Origin of the sequence: Zhongshania aquimaris (assembly GCF_019312595.1) — a bacterium.
GTDB lineage: Bacteria > Pseudomonadota > Gammaproteobacteria > Pseudomonadales > Spongiibacteraceae > Spongiibacter > Spongiibacter aquimaris.
This window is the reverse complement of sequence record NZ_JAHWDQ010000007.1, coordinates 112,673-135,627: the sequence shown is the minus strand read 5'-3', so window position 1 is coordinate 135,627 and position 22,955 is coordinate 112,673. Positions and strand designations below refer to the sequence as shown.

General features: G+C 51.4%; 18 protein-coding genes and 1 pseudogene. 12 read left to right on the top strand and 7 right to left on the bottom strand.

The window, feature by feature from the left end; all coding sequences use genetic code 11:
- Window positions 1-115: 115 nt before the first annotated feature.
- The 5 genes from KXJ70_RS18305 to KXJ70_RS18285 all read right to left on the bottom strand — a co-directional run bounded on the left by KXJ70_RS18305 (window position 116) and on the right by KXJ70_RS18285 (window position 4,345).
- Window positions 116-748, bottom strand: a complete 633-nt coding sequence (locus KXJ70_RS18305) for a DUF998 domain-containing protein (protein ID WP_219045004.1) — start codon at window positions 746-748, stop codon at window positions 116-118.
- Complete coding sequence (locus tag KXJ70_RS18300; protein WP_219045003.1) at window positions 748-1,287, bottom strand: GNAT family N-acetyltransferase; 540 nt, start codon at window positions 1,285-1,287, stop codon at window positions 748-750. The genes KXJ70_RS18305 and KXJ70_RS18300 overlap by 1 nt, the downstream gene beginning before the upstream one ends.
- A 143-nt stretch (window positions 1,288-1,430) precedes the next feature.
- Window positions 1,431-1,745 carry a YdeI/OmpD-associated family protein gene (locus tag KXJ70_RS18295; protein WP_219045002.1) on the bottom strand — a complete coding sequence of 105 codons (315 nt, stop codon included), beginning with the start codon at window positions 1,743-1,745 and terminating at the stop codon, window positions 1,431-1,433.
- An 895-nt stretch (window positions 1,746-2,640) separates the two neighbouring features.
- Window positions 2,641-2,973, bottom strand: coding sequence for an AtuA-related protein (locus tag KXJ70_RS18290; RefSeq protein ID WP_219045001.1), 333 nt, complete (start codon window positions 2,971-2,973; stop codon window positions 2,641-2,643).
- A gap of 1 nt (window position 2,974) precedes the next feature.
- Window positions 2,975-4,345, bottom strand: a complete 1,371-nt coding sequence (locus KXJ70_RS18285) for an acyclic terpene utilization AtuA family protein (RefSeq protein ID WP_219045000.1) — start codon at window positions 4,343-4,345, stop codon at window positions 2,975-2,977.
- 337 nt (window positions 4,346-4,682) lie between these two features.
- Here KXJ70_RS18285 and KXJ70_RS18280 point away from each other — a divergent pair, with 337 nt between their 5' ends.
- From KXJ70_RS18280 to KXJ70_RS18225, 12 genes are all read left to right on the top strand, one after another.
- On the top strand, window positions 4,683-5,363 hold the full coding sequence (locus KXJ70_RS18280; protein WP_219044999.1) for an SDR family NAD(P)-dependent oxidoreductase: 681 nt from the start codon (window positions 4,683-4,685) through the stop codon (window positions 5,361-5,363).
- A 50-nt stretch (window positions 5,364-5,413) separates the two neighbouring features.
- Entirely contained in the window at window positions 5,414-6,754 is a 1,341-nt protein-coding gene (locus KXJ70_RS18275) for a CoA transferase (RefSeq protein ID WP_219044998.1), read from the top strand.
- Entirely contained in the window at window positions 6,751-8,196 is a 1,446-nt protein-coding gene (locus KXJ70_RS18270; RefSeq protein ID WP_219044997.1) for an amidohydrolase family protein, read from the top strand. Before KXJ70_RS18275 ends, KXJ70_RS18270 begins: the two co-directional genes overlap by 4 nt.
- 22 nt (window positions 8,197-8,218) lie before the next feature.
- Window positions 8,219-9,103, top strand: a complete 885-nt coding sequence (locus tag KXJ70_RS18265; protein WP_219044996.1) for an enoyl-CoA hydratase/isomerase family protein — start codon at window positions 8,219-8,221, stop codon at window positions 9,101-9,103.
- Window positions 9,104-9,332: 229 nt separating this feature from the next.
- Entirely contained in the window at window positions 9,333-10,370 is a 1,038-nt protein-coding gene (locus tag KXJ70_RS18260) for a helix-turn-helix transcriptional regulator (protein WP_219044995.1), read from the top strand.
- 36 nt (window positions 10,371-10,406) lie between these two features.
- Window positions 10,407-11,714, top strand: a complete 1,308-nt coding sequence (locus tag KXJ70_RS18255; RefSeq protein ID WP_219044994.1) for a cytochrome P450 — start codon at window positions 10,407-10,409, stop codon at window positions 11,712-11,714.
- Between the two features lie 31 nt (window positions 11,715-11,745).
- Window positions 11,746-12,591 carry an SDR family NAD(P)-dependent oxidoreductase gene (locus tag KXJ70_RS18250; RefSeq protein ID WP_219044993.1) on the top strand — a complete coding sequence of 282 codons (846 nt, stop codon included), beginning with the start codon at window positions 11,746-11,748 and terminating at the stop codon, window positions 12,589-12,591.
- A gap of 83 nt (window positions 12,592-12,674) precedes the next feature.
- Window positions 12,675-14,984, top strand: coding sequence for a TonB-dependent receptor (locus KXJ70_RS18245; protein ID WP_219044992.1), 2,310 nt, complete (start codon window positions 12,675-12,677; stop codon window positions 14,982-14,984).
- Window positions 14,985-15,104: 120 nt separating this feature from the next.
- A complete protein-coding gene (locus tag KXJ70_RS18240; protein ID WP_219044991.1) occupies window positions 15,105-15,431 on the top strand; it encodes a 2Fe-2S iron-sulfur cluster-binding protein in 327 nt (108 codons plus the stop codon).
- 74 nt (window positions 15,432-15,505) lie between these two features.
- Complete coding sequence (locus KXJ70_RS18235) at window positions 15,506-17,212, top strand: FAD-dependent oxidoreductase (RefSeq protein WP_219044990.1); 1,707 nt, start codon at window positions 15,506-15,508, stop codon at window positions 17,210-17,212.
- A gap of 27 nt (window positions 17,213-17,239) precedes the next feature.
- Complete coding sequence (locus KXJ70_RS18230) at window positions 17,240-18,043, top strand: enoyl-CoA hydratase/isomerase family protein (protein ID WP_219044989.1); 804 nt, start codon at window positions 17,240-17,242, stop codon at window positions 18,041-18,043.
- A gap of 45 nt (window positions 18,044-18,088) precedes the next feature.
- Window positions 18,089-18,424, top strand: a complete 336-nt coding sequence (locus KXJ70_RS18225; RefSeq protein WP_219044988.1) for a DUF4286 family protein — start codon at window positions 18,089-18,091, stop codon at window positions 18,422-18,424.
- Here KXJ70_RS18225 and KXJ70_RS18220 read toward each other — a convergent pair.
- Window positions 18,425-19,429 (bottom strand): annotated as a pseudogene (locus tag KXJ70_RS18220) (NAD(P)H-dependent flavin oxidoreductase); the annotation flags it as partial.
- 30 nt (window positions 19,430-19,459) lie between these two features.
- Window positions 19,460-22,954, bottom strand: coding sequence for an indolepyruvate ferredoxin oxidoreductase family protein (locus KXJ70_RS18215; RefSeq protein ID WP_219044986.1), 3,495 nt, complete (start codon window positions 22,952-22,954; stop codon window positions 19,460-19,462).
- Between the last annotated feature and the right edge of the window lies 1 nt (window position 22,955).

The window sequence follows — 22,955 nt, the reverse complement described above, 5'->3', positions numbered from 1 at the left end:
TATATCGATGGTGGCAGGTTTGCAATATCGCTAAGGAGTCATGTAACGCCCGCTAAACACTGACTATAGTCGTCCAGTGCCATGCCGTTGTTCATTGCACGAAGGAATGGCCTTGTTATTTAGTTATTTTGCGCCGCAGTAAAATTAAGGCGAATACCAGAACCCACAAAGCCTGAGAGCCATAATTTAGTCGTTGATATAGACCAAAACCCTCTCCTGATTCTATTGCAGCAGCCATATGTGGTAGTAGCGCTATGGCAACGAGAGAACATGCTAGGGAAAACCAGGCAAACCATTTAATTCCCAGACAGCGATTAGATATAAATACCCATATTAAGCTTGATAGTAAGAGACTGAAAAATAGTATTAAACCAGAAATATTATGCTTATTTTGTTCTGGTGATGGCGACTCAAGAGCACAGCCAACATCGCAAGAGAAAAAGCCGGCAGACAAGCTGCTCAATCCATGAATAAGCACCAAAATGCCAGAAAAGCGCGCCAACGTTGATGTGGAAAATGTTTTGATAATGCCGATACCGAAAAGAATAAACAGTAGGCCCAGTGGATAATTATTAATAAGCGGAGAAAGTATATGGCTTGGCGAGCCTTTAGCGCCAAGCTCACTCATTGCCTGATTGTAGTGACTATATTCAGGGTAAACGCTTCCCGCAATGGTCACTCCAATCACTAACCAAATGGGGGCTAATACTCCCGAGAAGTAATACCAGCGATTTATACGCTCACTCATTACGACGATTCCTTGTGACGCAATGTCTTCCACTGCTTGGATGTTAGGCGGTATAGCCTCACCGGCCGGCTATGAAATTCCAGTACATCATAGTTAGAAAAACCGATCTTCTCAGCAACTTTTAGGGATGCGACATGAGCGGGCTCTATGATGACGACGACGGAAGTGAACTTATGCTCGCCAAAAACATAATTCAACACGGCGGTGGCAGACTCAGATGCTAGCCCTTTATTCCAGTAGCGCTTCGCAATGCGATAGCCGAGGTTGATTTCCTCGATATCAGCGACCATTTCTGGCCCAGCACTGCAAAAGCCTATGAGTTCAGACGATTTCTTATCGATGAGTGCCCACGGACCCACACCATGTGACTCGTAACAAGATAAACACCACTCAATGAATTCTCGGGTAGCCGCCTCATCACAAACGCCATTGATGGAATATTTCATCACCTCAGGATCGCTGAGAATGTCGGTTAATGCGGGTACATCCTCCAGGGACAAGTGTCTCAAAATCAAACGCGCTGTTTTAGCAATCTGCACCATAGGCTCCGTGGGTATGGCGCCCTGCTCAGTTGCGCAGCGCTTGTACTGAATGTTTGTGGGGTAATGAGCGTGGCGATCGCGTAGAAAGGAAGGTAAGCCGCTGCGTTAACGTGCGCAATTTGTTATATGTTGGTTTCATTCTACTTAGTTGCTGGTTTTTTCTTTTTATCTATCAAAACATCTTGCTGCCATTTGCTAGGCTTCTTGTCCGTGCGGTGTATACAACCTGCCCAGCAGCAAGGTCGTTTTTTCCCCTCCAGAAGTTCTTCAGTAGCTCGAGCTATTCGTTTTACTCTAGTCTTTTCTTGTTTAGCGTCTTCGATCCAGCAGATAAATTCATTCCGACCAATTGCTGACAAGGTTTCCCAGATACTAATTATGTCCTTGTCACATAGTGTCTTGGCTAGATCATCTGGTAATTCGTGCACCAGGCCTCCGGAAATTTTTGGCTTCATATTTAATTCCCTGCTTTCTACTGCTGGGTTTACGAGCTAAGGACTCGAAACACATAAAGGTTGTTGTTAGGACTCGGGTCGTATACCACCTTGGCCCCCTTATCACGGAATGGACGTTCATGTTGACTGAGACGTATGAGGAAATTCAATGTGGTGTATGCCTCGCAGTCGCGAGCGTTCATCACGCAACCACCAATTCCCTTTAATTCTGTCCCGCATTCCTTTCAGTTGATCATATCTCGGTTTTTATAAATTTCAATGAGTTAAGGCACCTCTGATTAATTCGGTGACGCCTCAGGCTTAGCCAAAAATGGCTCGGCAAGGCGCCGTACCCACAGCACTCGCTACGCTCATGGGGCAGGCTCTCATGCAGGAAGGCTGGCTGCCTTTCAAATGGCGGCAACACAGCGGAGTCCTTTTTGGCTAAGCCCCGAAGGGCGGGCCTCTGGCGCACACTGGACTGCGTTGCGACGCCGAAACGTCGGACCGTCATCAAGGACAACCAGCCTTGATCTCGGCAACTGCTCCTGCGTTGCTCTACCTCCTGCATCCCTGCAGTCGTTCGCGCCGCACCTTACCAGTGCGCGCCAGAGACTCCGCTGAGACATTACCGAATTAATCAGAGTTGCCTTAAGTAAGTCGCCCGGTAGGTGGCGGGAGCAGCGCCGCTGTTCAAACGCGTTGAACATGACGAAGCGATGACGTGCCCCTAATGTGGCTGTTCAGTGAGATCACTGGTGTGGGTGGTGTTTGGGTAACGCCTTTGGGAGGAATAAAATCACAAGGCCTTTAGTGATAAGCTTTGGCTCACTGATGATTTAATAATCTGTTTGCGGCGGATATTCTTCACCGCAAACAGTAAGGCTGAGTCTAGGTATTCTTGTGGAGGAGGGGTTTACGCCAGTAGTGAGTCAGGCACATCCATTTCCATGTGTAACATGGCTAGGCTATGGACTTTGCCCTGAGCATCCATAATAAGCGTTGCGGTACCGCCGCCGCCCAGTGAATCTTCGAGGATAAAATTAAGTACGTTTAAATTATCCAATTCGTAGCGGGTAACCTTGCCAAAACAAATTTCTTTGAAGTGTTCTTTCACTCGCTGTTCGCTAAGGTTTTCTTTTAAAAATTGGTAGAGCGCTGGAGTGCGGGCTTTGATGCCAACATTGCTGCCATCGCCTTTGTCGCCACTGCGTGCAATGGCAATATCCATTAGTTTTATTATCGCCATTTTATACTTCCTCCACAGTGACGGTGGTGTGCACCTTGGTTTTGTCTATTAATGCGGGCCAGTAGCCAACAATTTCGGACGGTTTTGGGCGGCCGCCAGCAAAGCCTGTTACGCCGACGGGTCCGCTGGTGATTAGGGGCGCGACTTCGCGAGCGAGGATGTTTAACAATTCTTTGTCGTAGCTCTTGGCGCCGACCCGCAACATGATTTCAGACGGCGCTTGGCTTTGTTTTACAATGCCTTTGTAGCAAACATTGGTGCCAAATAACTCAACGAAGCGGTCTTGCTCTGGAATAGGTTTGCCGTACAGTGCAACACGATCAAATAAAATTTGCGCAGCTAACTCCGCTTTTTCTATGGCGTCGGGTCCGGTGTAGGTCAATTGGCCGACAATTTTGTAGCCGTCTTCATATGACATCGACACTTTGTAAGTGGGGGTAGGTGCTGAGCCCTTGATGCCGGATACCTTCACGCGGTTTTCGCCGTCTTGTTCTAGCTGAATAGTGGTGAAGTCAGAGGTGCAGTCTGGCCCTAAATAGTGATTCGGGTCGCCCAGCTCATACATCAGCTGCGAGGTGATGGTATCGACGTTGACCAAGCCGCCAGTGCCTTGGTGTTTGGTTACGGTGAAGGTGCCGTCAGCTTTGGCTTCGACGACCGGATAGCCGATTCGGGCAAAGTCGGGTACCGATTTCCAATCGCAGTAGTTGCCGCCGGTGCACTGTGCTCCGCACTCTAGAATATGGCCCATCACGGTGCCGGCGGCCAGCTTGTCGTAATCTTCCATCGACCAGCCAAATTCATAAATTAGCGGCGCGAGTACTACGGACGGATCTGTTGCGCGGCCAGTAACGACAATATCGGCTCCTTGGGCTAAGGCGTCTGCGATGGGTTTAGCACCGATATAGACGTTGGCGCTGGACATTCTGTCGATAATGTCTTGAACAGGGGCGCCGTTGTCTAAATTCTTGAATGCTTCCCCTGATTTAATTAACTCCGGGAGCTGGTCGAGAATATCATCGCCCTCGACAATACCGATTTTTAATCCGGTGAGACCGAGCTCTTTAACCACTTTTTTGATTGCGTTTAAGCAGCCGCGTGGATTAACGCCGCCCGCATTCGCGATAACTTTAATGCCTTTTGCTTGGCATTGGGGCAGGATTTGGCGGAGCATTTCGACGAAATCAGTGGCGTAGCCAGCCTCCGGATTACGCAGTTTCTGCTTTTGCATAATACTCATGGTGACTTCGGCGAGGTAGTCCAGGGTCAGATAGTCTAGTGGGCCTTCTTCCACTAGCCGCAGAGGGCCTAATAAGCTGTCGCCCCAAAAGCCCTGACCGTTGGCGATCAGCACGGTTTTGTCTGTACTCATTAATTCTGCTCCTGTGCATTTAAGTTTTCAGCATGGCTAAGAGATAGGTGCTGACGTAGACGTAATAGGGCTATTGTTCTTACTTAGTTGCCGTGTATTTACGTTGAATGACGGCTGCGCCGCCATTGTATAAAGTGGCAGACTAGCATTTACCTGCGACTGAATTTCGGGGGTATATACGGGTCTTTGCTTTTTAAGTGCGCTTATTTAATAATCATCAGTGTTGTGTAGTCAACTTTAATTTGAAGGCGATGACCTGAATCGCGTGTTTCCGACGTGTAGGTTTGAGTCCGTAGTAATGGTAAATTGGCGTAAATAGCCACTTTCAGGGGTAATAATGGAATTAAAAGATAGAGTTGTCGTAATTACGGGTGCGCTTGGTTCGCTTGGGCGGGCTGTCTCTGCGGTGTTGGCCGAAGCGGGCGCTAAGGTTGTTGGCATTGACTGTGTTGATGGCAAGCCGGAATCAGTCGTAGCTGTATTTAAGGTCTTGGATTTAGGTGATGCCGCCGCGACTAAGCAGACTATGGCCGCCATTGCGGCGGAGTGTGGCCATATCGATGCGCTGGTAAATATCGCCGGTGGCTTTGCCTGGGAAACACTAGCTGATGGTGCTATTGAAACATGGGATCAGCAGTATCAAATCAATTTGCGTACTGCGGTAAGCGCTAGCTCAGCGACCTTGGCGCATTTTCCTGGCTCGGGTGGTCGGATTATAAACATCAGTGCCGCGGGAGCGATGAAGGCGGCGATGGGCATGGGCGCTTACGCCGCAGCAAAATCGGGTGTGGCGCGCTTTACCGAAGCGCTTTCTGAAGAGCTAAAACCTAAGAACATCACGGTCAACGCACTGATGCCCAGTGTGATAGATACAAAACCAAATCGCGATGCGATGCCCGATGCCGACTATTCAACGTGGGTAACACCTAAGGCCTTGGCCGAAGTGATATTGTTCTTGGCCAGCGATCGCGGCGAGCCAATTACCGGTGCCTTGATTCCGGTAATGGGGCGGGTGTAAAGGAATTAAATGAGGCAGTGGAGCGCAGCAATGAAGGCGACTGGAGAAGCATGGCGATTTTGTCCAAGCTGAATCCGGCCGCTGCGCTCTTTGCCGAAGATACTGCGTCCTCGTTGACACCGGCGGCCTATGCCGCTGCTCTGCTAGCCAGTTTAGATAGTCCCTTAGTCAATTTCCGTTTCGATGATGAGCGCAGTGCCGCAATGCTTTGGGCACACTCCGGCGCGATGGCCTTGAGTGGACACGCAGAGGGATCCGCTCAGCCCTGTCCTGCGCCGATAGCGGCGTGTGCGCAGGGCGCTTGGTTGGCTTTGGCGGCCTTATTTCCGGATAAATTAAGCGGCGATTTTCCCGCTTATCAACTGCTGGGTGAGCGCGCCGCGCTGTCTGGCTACACTCGTCGAGGACGGGTGTCGGCCGGTGGTGCCTGCCGCATATTCGCTATTGCAGATGGCTTTATCGCGGTGAATCTGCCCCGCGATGATGATTTCGAACTCTTGGCCGCGTGGCTGGAAAGTGACGTTGAAGACTGGGCGGATCTACAGAGCGCCCTAGTGTCTTGCGATGGCGAGTCACTGCTAGAAAGAGGTCGACTATTGGGTTTGGCCTGCGCTCTAGTGGAGCCTCCCTTAGCAAGCTCGCACTGGTACCAAGAGCAGCGCTGTAGTGCGCCTATTGCCGTCGCTAGAAAAAATCCCTTAGTCATAGATTTAAGCTCTCTGTGGGCGGGGCCTTTATGCGGCCAGCTACTGGCGCAAACAGGCGCGCGGGTGATTAAGGTCGAGAGCGTGGCGCGACCCGATGGCGCGCGCTTCGGAAATCGCGATTTCTTTGATCTGCTAAATGCCGGTAAAGAAAGCGTGTTGCTCGATCTGTCGAGTTCAGTTGGACGTCAGCAACTCGCGGCATTATTAAAACGGGCCGATATTGTTATTGAGTCCACACGGCCGCGGGCCTTAGAGCAAATGGGCATTGTTGCGGCGGATATTGTCGCGGCGAATCCCGGAGCGGTGTGGGTGGGAATAAGTGGCTACGGGCGCGGCGAGCCAAACCGAAATTGGATCGCCTATGGCGACGACGCGGGGGTGGCCGCGGGCTTGTCCTGGTTGATGGGGGGGGATCAAGGCGATCCAATATTTTGCGCCGATGCCATTGCCGATCCTCTAACTGGCTTGCATGCGGCTTTGCTAGCGGCCTCTGCTTGGCAGCAGGGCGGCGGCAGTGTCTTGGATATTTCACTTCACGGCGTTACGTCTTATTGCATCCAGTCAGGTCGCGCCGAGAGCGACGGTTCTTCAGCAGATATATTGCCACCAAAGGCCAGACGTCCTTTTGGCAGCGCGGCCGAGCTGGGCGCCGACACAGATCGCGTTCTGCGGGAGTTGCTATGACTGCAGCGGCTAGTGCGGATACTCGATTTCTTATTCGCCAAGCCCAGCTTGTGTCGGGGGAGTGTGTCGACCTTCGTATTGCCGGTGGCCGTATTGTAGAAAAAGCCAACCAGCTTTTGCTGGGGGGCGATGAAAGATTAATTGACGCTGCGAGCTGCGCGCTACTGCCCGGTTTACACGATCATCACTTACATCTATTCGCCACCGCATCGGCGGGTGCCTCAGTGCGCTGTGGACCAGAGGATGTGGCCGACGAAGAAGCCTTGTTTAAGTGTTTGCGTGCACAATTGCGCCGTAACGCCGATCCGATTCGCGGGGTGGGCTTTCATGAAAGTGTTTGCGAATCATTAGATCGCCATTGGTTAGATCGCTGCTGTGACGATCGTATTGTGCGAATTCAGCACCGCAGCGGCATGATGTGGGTGTTTAATTCGGCGGCGATTGCGGCGCTAAAGTTGTCTTCGGACGAAGTGCTGCCAGAGGGCGCAGAGCGCGATGCGCACGGCCAGTTGACTGGACGCTTTATTAATTTAGATGCCTGGTTGGGTCAGCGTTTTCAAGGGCCGCGACAATCTCTCGCAAGCTTGTCAGCGCAGTTGGCGAGCATGGGCATTAGCGCAGTGACTGATACCGGCGTGAATAATAATTTGGCCACCTGGCAAAGCTTGAGCGAGCAGCTTGAGAGCGGCTATTTCCGGCAGCGATTGTTGGTCATGGGCAATAATGCCCTGCACAATATCGTCGGCAATGAGCGGATAAGTGTGGGCGCGGTAAAACTGTATTTACGAGAGGCGCGCTTACCGGAGCTAGATGAATTTACGGCGCGCATTCAAGATGCCCACGAGCATGGCCGGGTGGTGGCAATCCACTGCGTCACTCGGGTCGAATTGTATTTCGCACTGGCGGCCTTGGACGAGGCGGGTGGCATGGTGGGTGACCGTATTGAACACGCGGCGGTCGCCGATAGCTATGCCCTGGAGATACTGGCGGACTTGGGGGTGACGGTAGTCACTCAGCCCCACTTTATTGCAGAGCGGGGCGATCAATATCGGCAAGATGTAGATATAGACGATCAGCCTTTTTTATATCGCGGCGCGGGGTTTCTCAAGGCGGGTGTGGCATTGGCTGGCGGTAGCGATGCGCCCTATGGCGCGGTGGACCCTTGGGCCAGCATGAAGGCGGCGGTAAACCGGCGCTCCAAAAGTGGCTATACATTTGGTCATCAGGAAAATTTATCCGCGCAGCAAGCCTTGGCCTTATATGGCGGAGACCTTCATCGTCCAGGCGGTGGATTGCGCGAACTTGAGGTCGGTCAATTAGCCGATCTTTGTTTAATGGATTGTGACTGGGTAACCGTACTGGATGAGCTTGACGCTCGTCATGTGGCGAAGACATTTTGTGCTGGTCAGCCGATTTACGAGCGTGCAAATAATAAATGTTAGTTTTCCTAGAAAGTGAATTGCAATGGACACAGCCTTGATCTTTCCGATACAGCAGTTGCCAAGCGCTGAGGGCTGGTTAATGCGTCAAACCCTGCCGGTAATTGCCTATGGCGATGGTTCGGCTGTTAACGCAGATGTCATCGTCGGCGATGAGGCCGCGGCAAAAAGTATAGAGGCGCGAATTGCAAAATGGCCCCAAGCTGCCTTGGTCTTGGTGCAGGTGTTGCGGATAAATGAAACGTTGCCGGCGGCTCAGGGCTTGGATGTGGAATCACTAGCCTATTCGACCTTGCAGGGCGGGCCAGAGTTTGCGTCATGGCGGCAAGCGCAGCAGTCAGATGAAACGTGGCCGGATAGCGAAGGTGATGCACTGTTATTACATCGCGACGGTGCGCGGATGACCGCAAGCTTGAATAGACCTGAACTCAGAAACTCGATATCCCTGCCCATGCGTGATGCTTTTATTGAAGCATTGCAGGTGCTTGAAGCCGATGAGTCATTGCAAGAGTTACACTTTGATGCGGTCGGAGCTTGTTTCAGCGTGGGCGGCGAACTGCGAGAGTTTGGCAGTTCACCCGATCCGGTAACTGCCCATTGGGTGCGCACCGTCCACAGCCCCGCACGTTTAATCGACAAGCTGCGTGAGCGGGTCAGTTTTTATCTGCACGGCGCGTGTATTGGCTCAGGTGTTGAGTTGCCAGCCTTTGCGTCAAAAGTCGTCGCTCACTCTAAAAGCTATTTCCAGTTGCCCGAACTGCAGCTCGGCTTAATACCAGGCGCGGGCGGCACGGTCGGTATTGCGCGTCGTATAGGGCGTCAGCGCACGGCTTGGATGGTGTTGAGCGGGCGGCGTATCAATGCCCAGACGGCCCTAGCGTGGGGCTTGGTAGACGAGCTCCGCGATTAACTTCGGTATTAACATTACGCCCCTGCCTTCGCCCTCTGCCCGTGTGAGTGGTCAATTGTTTGCGCGAAATGTCTACAGTTTGACGTCCCTCGAATAGACAGTCATGTCGTCCGGTAATATAGTTAAACAACGCTGTTGAGTAAGATTTGAGCAATGAGTATCTTTAGAGCCACTCGGACTTTCTAACTGGCCGCAACTAAAATAATTAGCGACGCGGTGGTGACTAGCCATGACTGAAACACTCTTTGCGTTCGATGAGCGCAATTACCAAGAATGTCAGAACACCTTTCGGGGTGAGAATAATCAGGAGTATTACTTGGGCGACTACACTATAGACGCTGGGTCTGCTATTGATGTTCGCGCCGATAAAAAGTCGGTGGGCTCTTGCTCCATCATTCGGCTGCGCTCAAAGTCGCGATTATTCTTCCGGCGGTCCTGGAATCATATCCGCGAAGACGCCACCGATGTCATGGTGCTGTGGTTTGTAAAACGTGGCGGTATGAATTTGTCATACCAAGCGGCGAACTGTACCGCAAAGCCCGGTGACTTTGTTATTACCAAGTCTATGTCGCCGTTTACAATTGAATGCACAATCGATGACAGCTCGGTGCACGAAGTGCTGCATGTCATTGTTCCCACCCATGTGTTTCGTCAGTTCTTCCCGCATGAGATCAAGGAAGGATTTACCATGCCTACGAGCAGTCGCGAGTTGGCGATTGCAGAGCGCATGCTGGCGGATATTTTCAATGACGGTGATGCGGCGCTGTCTCCACGAATTGAACAGCTGTTGCTTGATAGTGCGCTTTCCGTGATTACGGAAGCCTTAAATGATTGCGACGGCAGTACCAAAGAGCGGGTTTCGCTGTCTGAAAAGCGCTTTCAGGATGTAATGCGTTTCGTTGAAATTCATCTTTCAGATCCAAAGCTAAATGCGGCCAAAGTGGCTGATGCCTGCAAAATTTCGCAGCGCTATCTATCGCATCTATTAAAACAACACGACACGTCCTTCTCGTCACTGGTTTGGGATTGGCGCTTAAAAAATGCCCATCAATGGCTATCGAACACAAGTCCAACAGAAATTTCGATAGCGGAAATCGCTTTTCGAGTGGGCTTTAAAAGCCCGGCGCACTTTAGCCGCCTGTTTAAGCAGGTGTACAAAGTTGGGCCCCGTGAATACCGATCAAGTCAGCGCGCGGCATCTACACAGCTTGAAGAAAGCGCACAACAACATGAATTTTATAATGCGGGATCGCGTTTGCTGCAGTGATCGTGATATCGCCTTTTCATACTTTGAGGTAAAAATATGAATTCAAGCCAGCCTTCGGCAGGATCAGCTTGCCCTTACAGCGGCAAACCACTTGCGGATTTGTCGTTAACTGATCCGCTGATCCAAGCGTATCCCACCTCGTTTTATCAAACTTTGCGCAGCGAAGAGCCGGTGCATTTCGACGCCAAGCTCGGTATGTGGTTGGTGTCTCGCTACGAAGATATCGTTACGCTATTGCGCGACCCCGATACCTACTCAGATAAACATGGCTACGAAGCACAATACGCCAGTGGCTATTTCGAAGAGTTTAAAGAAATACTGGAACGCGAGGGTGGCGGCTTTTTTTCAGACGCGATTAAAAGCGACCCGCCATATCACACCCGTATTAGAAAGCTATTGGAAAAGGCATTCACCGCCCATCGCGTTAAAGCTTTAGAGCCGGGTATCACCAAAATTGTTGCTGACTTAGCGGATAAATTTGCCGAAAAAGCCGCCAACGGCAATGTGGTAGACGGCGTTAAAGAGTTTGCTATTCCGCTGACCATTGCGGTGATTTGCGAGCAAATGGGCATAGATCAATATAACGGCGAAAAAATATCTCGCTGGTCTGTGGCGATTACCGCGCAAATCGGTCGTATGCAAAACCGCGAGTCGATGATTGCCAATGCCAAAGAAATTTGCGATCTGCAGAATTTTATCATCGCCCAGATGAAAGACAGAGAACAAAGCCCCCGTGAGGATATGATCTCTGATCTTGTGCACGCCTCGACAGAAGATGGTGAAAAACTGACCTTTGCCGAAGCAGTATCGCTTATTCGCGCCCTGATTATTGCCGGTAACGACACCACCGCAACGGCGATTGGCAACCTCCTTTTTATTCTTGCCACCAAGCCGGAACTGGCCCAAGAGCTTTACGACAATGTTGAAGATAGCCGCTATATGAATCGATTTGTCGAGGAGTTGCTGCGCTATGCACCGCCGGTCAGGGGCTTGGCTAAAATGACGACTTGCGAAACCGAATTAGGAGGCCAAAAGCTACCTAAAGGCGCCCATATGCTGGTGTTGTACGCCTCTGGCAATGCCGATGAAACACGATTCGAATGTCCGCAGCAGTTTGATACTGGTCGCGGCAATCTCGGTTCTCATGTCGCATTTGGTGTTGGTATTCACCGCTGCATTGGCGCCTCCCTGGCCAGAATGGAAATCAATGTGGCGGCAAAAGAACTGATTAAACGAGTTAAAAATATCAAGCTCGCCATCCCCATGGACGAACTTAAATACCAGCCAACCGTCGCAACTCACACCATCGAAAGTTTGCCGATGTTGTTAGAGCGCAGGGTTTAGCTGCATATATCCATATCGGGTGGAGACAGGAATGAGCAAAGAATTAGAGGGAAAGGTTGCCATCATTACCGGTGGTGCCAGTGGGATTGGCGAAGCCACCGCGGAGTTGTTTGCTCAGCAGGGCGCTAAAGTTGTGATTGCCGATATCAATGCCGAGGTGGGCGAGGCCCTCGCAGCCAAGCTGGGTGAAAATACGCGCTTTAAACACACTGATACTTCAAGCAAAGCAGATATTGAAAACCTCGTTGAATTCGCCGTCGCCACCTTTGGCGGTCTCGATATTATGTTTAACAACGCCGGTATTTCCGGCGCGCAATATCCTCGTTTCCTGGACGATGATATGGCTGATTTTGAGAAAGTGATTGGCGTAAATTTGCGTGGTGTAATGATTGGCAGCCAATGTGCCGCTCGATATATGGCCAAAAATGGCGGCGGCGTGATATTAAATAACGCCTCCATCGCCGGTATTGTCCCAGGCCAGGCTTTGATGAGCTACCGCGTTTCAAAGGCCGCGGTTATCCATTTCACCAAATGCTCTGCTATTGATTTTGCTGAATACGGAATCCGTGTTTGTGCCATGGCGCCGGGGCATATTCGTACACCCTTAACGGCCTTTACCATTCCGGGAATGAGCAGTGAGCAAATGGTAAGAATTCGTGAAGCATTGGCGCCGGTGTGGGATTCAAATCAGCCACTAAAACGCCATGGTCGTCCTGTGGATGTTGCGCAAACTGCACTGTTTATATGTAGCGAGAAGGCGGCGCAAATTACTGGAGTGGTGCTGCCCATTGATGGCGGTATCACCGCTGGTGATCCGGTAAATCACCTGCAAGAATTATTTGACGCGCGTTCAGCTGCTATCGCCTCGTTTGAATAAATAATTCATTTTTAATTCTAATAAAAACTTGGAGCGGAAATGCTTCAACTATGACCGTGGTAACTGTGATTGGAGACGTCGCAATGAATAATAAAATAAAACAAAAAATAGAAGATCAACACCACTTCTCGCGCTCAGCTTTATTTATAGCAATGGCGGCCATTGCCGCACCGACGTATGCGCAAACATCTGCGGCGGGTGCAGCTGGACCTGCCGCTGGAGAAATCGAAGAAGTGATGGTAACCGCCCGTCGAAAAGATGAGAGTCTTGCCAAAGTACCGATTGCAGTGTCGGCGATTGGTGCCGAGCAGATGACCGAGCGGCAAATTAAAACCGACTCCGATTTGCAAATTGCGGTACCAGGATTGACGATTCGCCAAACTCAGGGCAATAACTCCTTAACCTACTCTATCCGCGGCCAATCAGCGGATACCTTTAGTGGCTCGCCGTCAGCGGTAGTCGCTTACATAAATGAAGTGCCCTTAACGATCAGTGGTGCCTCTACGTTTTACGATCTTGAATCAGTTCAGGTTTTGAAAGGCCCACAGGGTACCTTGTTTGGAAGAAATACCACTGGCGGTGCGGTGTTGTACACCACAGCCAAGCCGAGCAATGAAAATGAAGCACTGCTTCGGGTGCGCGCTGGAAATTACGATATGCGTGAATTTGAAGGCGTTGTGAATGTGCCTATCGTCGACGATAAAATATTGTTTCGAGCTGCAGCTAACTCCATTCGCCGCGATGGCTATATCGACAACCTCACCACGGGCGAGGAACACGGTGAATTAGGTCGTGACACGGGCCGCCTGACATTGACCCTGCGACCCAGCGACCGCTTGGAAAATACCACCCTATACAGCTATGCCCGCGTCGATGGCACCAATACTGGCGCGACTTACGTCTATAGTATTTATCAGGCGGGGCAAACAAACAATGGTTACGCCTTAAATACCGCATCAAGTTTTCTTGCTAGCTCGGTAGATGATCAGAAGGCCATTGGCTACTACAAAACCCGGCATCCCTATGGCGCCGATCATATCGGTGAGGATGAGGTTTTTATCAACACCACCACTTATGAGTTAGGTGATGGCATCCAGCTAAAAAATATTTTGGGTTACACCTCTGCTGATACTGACTCTGAGCAACCTGCCTTGGGAGCGGCATACGCAACCTTTGCGACGCGGAATTTGGCGACAGGTCGAGCGGGCAATGAAGTTGAGGTTGATTCACTTAGCAATGAATTTCAAATTTCCGGCGAGGCCGTGGATGGCAAATTGACCTATATCGCGGGCTTGTACATTCAGGACATGCGCGTGGATACGCTGTGGCCGCAAACCTATTTTGAAGGCGCCCAGAATGCGACCAATAATTTCCGCATCGATACCGAAACGGCGGCATTATATGCGCAGGCGAGTTACAGCTTGTCATCGGCGCTGCGCGCTACTGCTGGGCTGCGTTATACCCAGGAGAAAGTCTCAATTGAGCAGCTCGCTGAGTCGGATTACAACGGTGTTGCCGGGTTTGCTCAAAAGCAGGATGAAACATTCGAAGAGCCCTCGTGGGAGCTGGGCTTGGAATATGATCTCAGCGATAGCACCTTTACTTACCTGAAAACCCGCGGCAGTTTCCGCAGCGGCGGTTTTAACGGTTCAGCGCCGCCAGTCAACGCCACGGCGACCGGCGGTGGTAACAAGTTCGAAAAAGAATCTGTGCAAGATGTTGAAGCGGGTTTGAAGTATCAGGGCTCAGTGCTGGATCGACCTGCCCGCCTGAATCTCGCGGTTTACCAGCAATGGGTAGAAGATGTGCAGCGCATAGAATTCCCCAGCCCACCGCCAGGTACTTTGCCGGGTGATCCGCCGTCAATTGCGGTAACCGCGAACGTGCCGGAAATGGAAGTGCGTGGTATCGAAATTGAAGCCTCGATAATGCCACTGCATAATTTGGAGCTCGGTGTCGTGGGCGCGTATACCGACGCTGAATTTACCGATGGCGAGACTGAATTATTCGGTACGACCTACAGTTATAGCCCCGTCGCCAACACACCAAAAACGACATGGGGACTGTGGGCCCAAGTAGATATTCTCAACGATGCCCATATTGGTGATATAGGTCTTCGCGCGGACGCCTATCGTCAGGCGCAGATGTATTTTTCTAACTCCGCTGATTCGCTGACTCCAGATACCAAACTCCCAGGTTACACGCTAGTTAATCTGCGGCTGTCCTGGGCCAATATTTTTGGCAGTAAATTGTCCGGCGCTGTGTTTGGTAAGAACGTGCTAGACGAGGAGTATTTTGTGGGCGGGATGCCTTTGGGTGCATCGCTTGGTCACAATGCGGCCGCAGTAGGTGAGCCGGCGATGTATGGCGTAGAGGTGTCTTACCAGTTCTAGTCAAGGTATTAGGGGGCCGGCGACGCAGTGAAATAGTGCGTAGCCGGCTTTCATCTTTCTGGATTGTTTATGCTGAAAGGGCGCTGGCGTTTAATTTAAAGCTAAGGAGTGGTTTGCTTAATGAGTGAAATTAAGATCATTTTTATCGAGACCGATGGCACCGAAAAGATTGTCGAAAATGCCAAGCTTGGCGCAACGATGATGGATGTCGCTAGGGCAAATGGTATCGATGGTATTTTGGGTGATTGTGGCGGCGGTTGTGCCTGCGCTACCTGCCACGTGTATGTTGACCCGGCCTGGCAGGCGGTTGTCGGCAATCCCGATGAAATTGAAGAAATGACTTTAGATATGGCCGGTGAGGTGCAAGCCAATAGCCGCTTGAGTTGTCAGCTGGTTTTGAATTCCGAGATGGATGGTATCAAGGTGACGGTAGCGCCGTTGGTCTAGAGCTGGCCGCTGCAAATAGTGAAAAATAAATTTAATTTACTGGCTGCCCGTGCCGGGGTTTGGGAGACGAAAGAATGAGTTCAGTAGAAAGCTATGACGTTATCGTGGTTGGCTCTGGCGCCGCCGGAGCCGTTGCCGCACTGCGGGCCAAGGAGCTGGGGCTGTCGGTGCTAATTGTTGAAAAGGCGCATAAATACGGCGGTACCTCCGCAACATCGGGCGGTGTGCTGTGGGTGCCCAATAACCAACTGACTCCCAATGACGATAGCAGAGAGAAAACCTTTAGCTATATCGATAGTTTGCTGCGTGGGCCTGTTCAGCGTGACCGACTTGAAGCCTATGTCGATGAAGCACCAAAGATGGCTAATTTTTTGATATCGACGGGTGTGCCATTGGTTCAGGCGATGTGGCCTGATTATTTCGCCGATGCCCCAGAGGCGCGGGCAGATCGTTCAATATTGTGTGACACCTTTGACGGTCGCGAGCTCGGCACGCACTTTGTCGAAATGCGTGAGCAGTACAATCGTTTCAAAATATTTGGTCGCTATACCATGGATATCGGTGAATTTTTTGCGATCTCGACCCGCGGTCCGGGTTGGATAAGAGCCTTTCTTAAAATGGTTTGGCGCTATTGGAGCGATTTAAGTACCCGCAAAATAGGTGGTCGCGATCGCCGATTCACCCAGGGCGCTGCCTTGATGGGCCATATTTTTAAACAGGTTTTTGCACGGGGTATCGAGGTTCGCTTAGAAACTCGCTTGGATAAATTAATTCTTGAAGACGGTAAAATATCAGGCATTACAGTGAGTAACTTTGGCCGGGTTTATGACATTAAGGCGAATCACGGTGTGGTTCTGGCGGCAGGTGGCTTTGAGTGGAACCAGGAGCTGCGCGACCGCTTCTTTGAGGTGCCGGGCTTAACCCGTCACAGCTCAACACCAGAGGACGCCAACCGCGGCGAAGCGATTATTGCGGGAATGGATATTGGTGCGGCAACCGAGCACACCGAGTCGGGTTGGTGGATACCGACGATGCACAAGCCCATGCCGAAGGCGGCGAATTTTGAGGAAATTCATCAGGCGGCATTTGATGTTGGTCGCCCGCATAGCGTCTGCGTGAATCGCAAAGGTTTGCGATTTGTTAATGAAGCCTGCAGTTACGACGAGTTCGGTATTGCAATGGTAGAAGACCAGAAAAAGACCGGTGCCAATACGCCATGCTGGTTGGTGTTTGATGCCACCTTCCGCAGCAAGTTTACCGCGGGTGGATTTTTGCCGACCTTGATTATGCCCGATAGCATGATTTCAGCTGACAGCTGGGATCACTATATATTCCGTGCAGAAAGTATCGAGGCACTCGCCGATAAAATTCACCTTCCTGCTGTAGAGCTCAAGAACACCGTTAACAATATGAATGAATACGCCAAGAGTGGTGTAGACAAGGAATACAATCGCGGCAGCAATGCCTACGACCAAATGTTCGGCGATGCCAATGTGGCACCAAACCCATGCCTGGGCCGCATTGATAAGCCACCTTATTACGCGGTGCCAATTAATTTGGGCGACCTGGGTACCAAGGGCGGGCTTAAGGCCAATGCCAAGGCACAGGTTTTAGACGGTCAAGACCAAGTGATTGCCGGTTTATACGCGGCGGGAAATAATTCCGGTAGTCCTTTTGGTAATCTTTATCCCGGTGCTGGTGGTACTATAGGGCCTGCAGCAACCTTTGGTTTTGTCGCTGCCAACGAGATTGCAGTTTCCGCCGCAAAGGGAGCTGAATAAGTCAAAAAATAGCGAGGCAGTTAATTAATGCGCGAATTACCCCATTACCAAACGCTGAAAATGACGCGGCGTGGGCGTTTGTTAGAAATCAGTATGAATCGGCCAGAACTGTTTAATGCGGTGAATTTAACTCTGCATGAAGAGCTGGCTGAGGTATTTGTTTTTGCACTGGCTGATCCAGATTCCGATTTGGTATTGCTGACCGGAGAGGGCAAGGCCTTCTCGGCGGGCGGCGATATAAATCACATTTCTAATAATGCCAATCACCCTGAATTATTTGATGAAGAAGTGCGGCTGGCTAAGCGTATTATTTTCGCAATGCTGGATTTGGATAAGCCGCTTATTTGTAAAATGAACGGCCATGCCGTGGGTTTGGGGGCGACCTTGGCCCTGTATTGCGATGTGATTTTTGCATCGGATAAAGCCAAAATTGGCGATCCTCATGTCAATGTCGGTCTGGTTGCTGGCGACGGCGGGGCGGCAATTTGGCCGCAGCGTATTGGTTTGTGCCGCACGAAAGAGTTTTTGTTAACTGGCGACTTACTGACTGCACAAGAGGCCAAAGACATCGGTTTAATCAATCACTGCCTGCCGCGGGAAGAATTGGACGAGCGCGTAGAAGCCTTTTGCGAAAAAATGCTTAAGGGCGCGCAGGGAGCGATTCGCGCTACCAAGGTTATGCTCAATCTTGAATTAAAGCGTATTGCGCACGCCACCATGGATGCGGGTCTTGCCTACGAAGCCCTGAGTGTTCGCTCGGCGGATCACCGTGAAGCGGTTGATGCGATGCTAGAAAAGCGTGAAGCTGTTTTCGGTAAGGCCAAAAAATAGTCGGCTAGGGATTGCGTCATTTGTAATGCGTTAGAGGAGCGAGTTTTGGCACGCTATAAAATGTTGGTATTGAGTCGTCCCACCGAAGGTTGCGAAGACGAATACAATGACTGGTATCAAAACACGCACCTGGCGCAAATTATTTCGCTGCCGGGTTTTATCGCGGCGGAGCGATATGAGTTGGCGGTGAACATGCTCGGCGAAGGCGCTTATCCCTATATCGCCATTTACGAAATTGAAACAGATGATGTGCAATCGGCATTTGCCGCGCTGCAAGACGCAGCGGGGGATGGCAGTATTGTGATGTCACCCGCGTTTGATACTGCCAGCGTTTATGCCTCGATTTATGCGCCCCTTGGGGAGCGCATTAGTCGCTCCTGATTAGGCGGTAAATGCTGATAATCGCTGGCTAATAATCGCGTTGGCATCAGCGACGATTCGTTTAATGAGCACGTCGCAGCTTGGGATGTCGTTAATAATTCCCTGCACCTGTCCGGCCCAAATGAGTCCCGCGTCTAAATTACCGGTTTCCAAAGCAACTCGACCATCCGCGCCTTTAACCAAATGCGCGACGTTCTCAAACTTGGCGTCGGGGTTGCGTAAAATTTCAACCACCTGATCTGAAACGCTGTTTTTGCTAACGCGGCCAGTATTGCGCAGTGAGCGGAAAATCAAATTGGTATCGCGTTCGCCGTTGCTGACCATAAGTTGTTTCACATTGTCATGAATAGGTGCTTCCAGGGTCGCGCAGAAGCGTGTTCCCATATTAATACCGTCTGCACCCAGTGCCAAAGCAGCCACTAATCCGCGACCATCGCCGAAACCGCCGGAGGCGAGCATGGGAATTTTTACTTTGTCGGCGGCGGCTGGAATAAGAACCAAGCCGGGAATGTCGTCTTCGCCTGGGTGTCCTGCGCACTCAAAACCGTCGATAGAAATAGCGTCTACACCCATTTTCTCTGCCGATAATGCATGGCGTACCGCCGTGCATTTGTGAACAACAATAATGCCGTGGGCCTTGAAATCTTCGACGTGTTCGCGGGGATTATGACCAGCGGTTTCGACAATTTTAATACCGCTGTCGATAATGGCCTTGCGATATTCAGCGTATGGCGGTGGATTGACTGACGGTAAAATAGTGAGGTTTACGCCGAAGGGTTTGTCAGTCATGGCGCGGCAGCGCTCAATTTCTTTACGCAGGGCGTCGGGCGAGGGCTGAGTCAGCGCCGTTAAAATGCCTAGGCCGCCTGCATTAGATACCGCCGCGGCAAGCTCTGCCCGGCCCACCCACATCATGCCGCCCTGGACGATAGGGTATTCAATGCCAAGTAGTTCGGTGATTCTGGTTTTTAATTGCATTTGGTTTGACGTCTCCACTATTTTCGATACTAAATAAAAATTGTTATGCGACCGGACTTAGTTAATCTGCGCTACGCTTATGGTATCACGCTGTGTCGCGTTGGCATTTTTGAACGTATTTAACAGGCTAGGTAATGCCTGTTTATAGCGTTCTACTGACTCGTCTTTAACAGGCCCATATCCGCCAATATCCTGTGCGGCGGCGGCAACGGCGATAGCGGCATTGAGATTATCGGCATTGATATCGTTTGCGATACTTGTGATCAGTTGGCGATAATCCTCAATCAGCCGTCTTTCCATTTTACGTTCAGGGAAGTAACCGAACGGATCGAAGGCGGTGCCTCGGAGTCCTTTTAATTTAGTGAGCAGTTTAAACAGCGAAAGCATCCACGGCCCAAACTCGCGTTTTTTGGGGCGGCCGGTGGCGGTGTCTTTGCCAGGTAGCGCTGGTGGTGCAAGATTAAAGCTGAGCTTAAAATCACCGCTGAATTGCGCTTTAATTCGCTGGATAAATTTTTCATCTGTGTAAAGACGAGCCACTTCGTATTCGTCTTTGTAGCTCATTAATTTGGCGAGTGTCAGCGCGACCTGGCGACTAAAGGCATCGCCGCCATCGATCTTGCTTAAGGTATCGCTGATAGACTGTATAAAGCTCAGATAACTGTCGGCATACGCGCTACTTTGGTATTGCGTCAGCAACTTGCTGCGGCTTTCTAAGACGGCTGCTAGCGAGCTTAAGTCGACTTTTTCTGGCTGCGGTGCTAGCTGTGCATAGAGCGCTTGCGGATTCTCAGCCACCAAACGACCCAAATCAAAGGTGTGTAAATTGCTGTCAACAAAGCTGCCATTAATCCGAATAGCTTCTCGAATCGAATCCATTGATAAAGGTATTAAGCCTTTTTGTGTGGCGTAACCGAGCATCAGTAAATTGGTGCCAATGCTGTCGCCGGTCAAGGCAGTAGCGAGTTTGCTGGCATTGAGGTCGAATGCAGCGCCGCCGGCCAGGGCGTCGATAATGCTTGAGCGCAATCGCGCCTCGCCAAGGTCGAGATATTTATTACTTTGGAAGTCGCCGGTAGGGGCGACGTCGTTATTCAGTATGGCGGCGGTATGTCCGGGCTTAACGGTTTTTAATACCGCCGGACTGGCAGACACAATCATGTCGCAGGCCAGTATCAGCTGGGTCATCCCCTCGACTAATCGCGAGCTGTAAATACTGTCGGTACTGGTGCCGATACGAATATGGCTGGTGACGGCGCCGCCTTTTTGGGCCATGCCGGTCATGTCTAGTACGGTGCAGGCTTTGCCATCTAAATTAGCGGCCATGCCGAGCAGTGCGCCCACGGTCAGTACGCCGGTGCCACCAATACCGGCTACCAGAATATTGTAGCCCTCGGCGTTTAAGGCTGCGGTTGCGGGTGAGGGGAGTTCGGAAATAAGTTGTTCCAAGGCAGTGGCGTTGGTGGCGCTAGCTTGTTTGGCGATCTTGCCGCCGCTAACAGTAACGAAGGATGGGCAGAAGCCTTTGGCGCAGCTGTAGTCCTTATTGCAGGTAGATTGGTCAATTTTACGCTTGCGGCCGAATTCGGTTTCTAGCGGCAGAATACTGATGCAATTGGATTGCACCGAACAATCGCTGCAACCTTCACAGACATCGGGGTTTATAAACAAACGCTTTTGTGGGTCGTCCATCAATCCGCGTTTGCGGCGACGGCGTTTTTCAGTGGCGCAGGTTTGTTCGTACACAATGGCAGAAACGCCCTTGATTTCACGCAGCTGCCGCTGAAGCTGATCCATTTCGTCGCGGTGATGCAGGCTGGCGTTGGCGGGGAGTTTGATATCGGCAAATTGTTCGGGATTGTCGGACACCAGATGTACCGGGCGAGCGCCTTCGGCGAGCAATTGCCGAACCATATCTAGCGGCGTAATTTGTTGCTCTACTGGCTGGCCGCCGGTCATCGCCACCGCATCGTTGTACAGCACTTTATAGGTGATATTGGTTTTATTGGCGACCGCTGACCGTATCGCCAAAATGCCCGAGTGGGAATAGGTGCCATCGCCCATGTTTTGAAACATATGGGGGGTGTCGACAAAGTGACTCACCGCATTCCACGGTGAACCTTCGTGTCCCATTGGCATGAACTGCATGGTGTCTCTGTCCATCACTACCGCAGCAAGTCCATGACAGCCAATGCCCCCCATTGCTTTAGAACCTTCTGGTAATTTGGTGCTGGTGTTGTGCGGGCAGCCCGAGCAGAAATACGCGGGGCGAGTCACGCTGGCGGTGAGCGTGGCACTTTGTGATTCCAGGGCGCAGAAGTGTGCGACCCGGGATTGGATATCGTCATCAAGCAGCGATAACTGGCTGAGCACGTGGGTGATGGCACGACGCACCGCGCCGGCATCCAGCTCACCGGCAGCCGATAGCAGAGGTTTGCCGTGTAAATCCTGTTTACCCGCAATTTGTGGTCTTTGCGCGCTATCGAGGGAATACAAATGGCGGGCAATTTGGTCTTCCATCACCGGCCGTTTTTCTTCTACCACTAGTACGGCTTGGCTGCCGCTGGCGAAGTGGCAGAGTCCCTGTGGATCCATTGGCCAGATTAACCCTGGTTTGTACAAGCTGATACCGAGCTGGCGGCAGCGCTCTTCGCCAAGTCCTAAATCCTGCAGTGCTTGACGCACATCGAGATAGGCCTTGCCTGCGGTCACAATCGCAAGTTTGCTGCGCTCGCCGTCGATAATAACGCGGTCAATTCCATTGGCGCGGGCAAAGGCGGTGGCGGCGGGCAGTCGATAATTAACCAGCCATTGCTCTTCTACCAAGGGCGGCAAATTGGGGCGTAGATTCAAACCCTCCGGCGGAATGAACGCATCATCAGGGCTTGTATAGGCGCGATATGGATCGGGCAGTTCTACACAGGCTGATAGATCCAAGGTGTCGGTGATGGTTTTGAGGCCCACATAGCAGCCGCTAAACCGCGACATAGCCCAGCCGAACAAGCCAAACTCGATGATCTCGCCGATGGTTGACGGGTACAGTATGGGAACAAACGCGGCCATTAAGGTATTTTCTGACTGGTGTGCGCTGTCAGAGGATTTGCCGCCGTGGTCGTCGCCGGCAACGATAAGAAAACCGCCTTTGGCCGCGGCGCCCTCAAGATTGCCCAGTTTCATTGACTCGCAGGCGCGGTCAACGCCAATGCCTTTGCCGTACCAGAGCCCGAAAACGCCGTCGTATGCGGATTCTCCAAACCAATGCAGTTCCTGGGTGCCGCGAATGGCGCTAATCGCTAGCTCTTCGTTTAAGCCCGCCTGAAAGCGAATGTGGTGCTCGTCCAGTAATGCCTGAGCGCCCCACAATGCCGAGTCGTACACCCCCAGTGGTGAGCCCCGGTAACCGGAGATAAATCCGCCGGTGTTCAAGCCATTGGCACGATCGCGACGCGCCTGGTCGAGGGGCAGGCGCACCAATGCCTGATTGGCATTCATAAAAACACGACCGCCCTGCTGCAGGTACTTGTCGTCCAGACTTACTGGGGGATTATTCATT

What these genes read in the sequence shown, in the direction of transcription:
- KXJ70_RS18305 (WP_219045004.1), bottom strand. Translation starts at nt 748, where the DNA reads ATGAGTGAGCGTATAAATCGCTGGTATTACTTCTCGGGAGTATTAGCC.
- KXJ70_RS18295 (WP_219045002.1), bottom strand. Translation starts at nt 1,745, where the DNA reads ATGAAGCCAAAAATTTCCGGAGGCCTGGTGCACGAATTACCAGATGAT.
- KXJ70_RS18290 (WP_219045001.1), bottom strand. Translation starts at nt 2,973, where the DNA reads ATGGCGATAATAAAACTAATGGATATTGCCATTGCACGCAGTGGCGAC.
- KXJ70_RS18285 (WP_219045000.1), bottom strand. Translation starts at nt 4,345, where the DNA reads ATGAGTACAGACAAAACCGTGCTGATCGCCAACGGTCAGGGCTTTTGG.
- KXJ70_RS18280 (WP_219044999.1), top strand. Translation starts at nt 4,683, where the DNA reads ATGGAATTAAAAGATAGAGTTGTCGTAATTACGGGTGCGCTTGGTTCG.
- KXJ70_RS18275 (WP_219044998.1), top strand. Translation starts at nt 5,414, where the DNA reads ATGGCGATTTTGTCCAAGCTGAATCCGGCCGCTGCGCTCTTTGCCGAA.
- KXJ70_RS18270 (WP_219044997.1), top strand. Translation starts at nt 6,751, where the DNA reads ATGACTGCAGCGGCTAGTGCGGATACTCGATTTCTTATTCGCCAAGCC.
- KXJ70_RS18265 (WP_219044996.1), top strand. Translation starts at nt 8,219, where the DNA reads ATGGACACAGCCTTGATCTTTCCGATACAGCAGTTGCCAAGCGCTGAG.
- KXJ70_RS18260 (WP_219044995.1), top strand. Translation starts at nt 9,333, where the DNA reads ATGACTGAAACACTCTTTGCGTTCGATGAGCGCAATTACCAAGAATGT.
- KXJ70_RS18255 (WP_219044994.1), top strand. Translation starts at nt 10,407, where the DNA reads ATGAATTCAAGCCAGCCTTCGGCAGGATCAGCTTGCCCTTACAGCGGC.
- KXJ70_RS18250 (WP_219044993.1), top strand. Translation starts at nt 11,746, where the DNA reads ATGAGCAAAGAATTAGAGGGAAAGGTTGCCATCATTACCGGTGGTGCC.
- KXJ70_RS18245 (WP_219044992.1), top strand. Translation starts at nt 12,675, where the DNA reads ATGAATAATAAAATAAAACAAAAAATAGAAGATCAACACCACTTCTCG.
- KXJ70_RS18240 (WP_219044991.1), top strand. Translation starts at nt 15,105, where the DNA reads ATGAGTGAAATTAAGATCATTTTTATCGAGACCGATGGCACCGAAAAG.
- KXJ70_RS18235 (WP_219044990.1), top strand. Translation starts at nt 15,506, where the DNA reads ATGAGTTCAGTAGAAAGCTATGACGTTATCGTGGTTGGCTCTGGCGCC.
- KXJ70_RS18230 (WP_219044989.1), top strand. Translation starts at nt 17,240, where the DNA reads ATGCGCGAATTACCCCATTACCAAACGCTGAAAATGACGCGGCGTGGG.
- KXJ70_RS18215 (WP_219044986.1), bottom strand. Translation starts at nt 22,954, where the DNA reads ATGAATAATCCCCCAGTAAGTCTGGACGACAAGTACCTGCAGCAGGGC.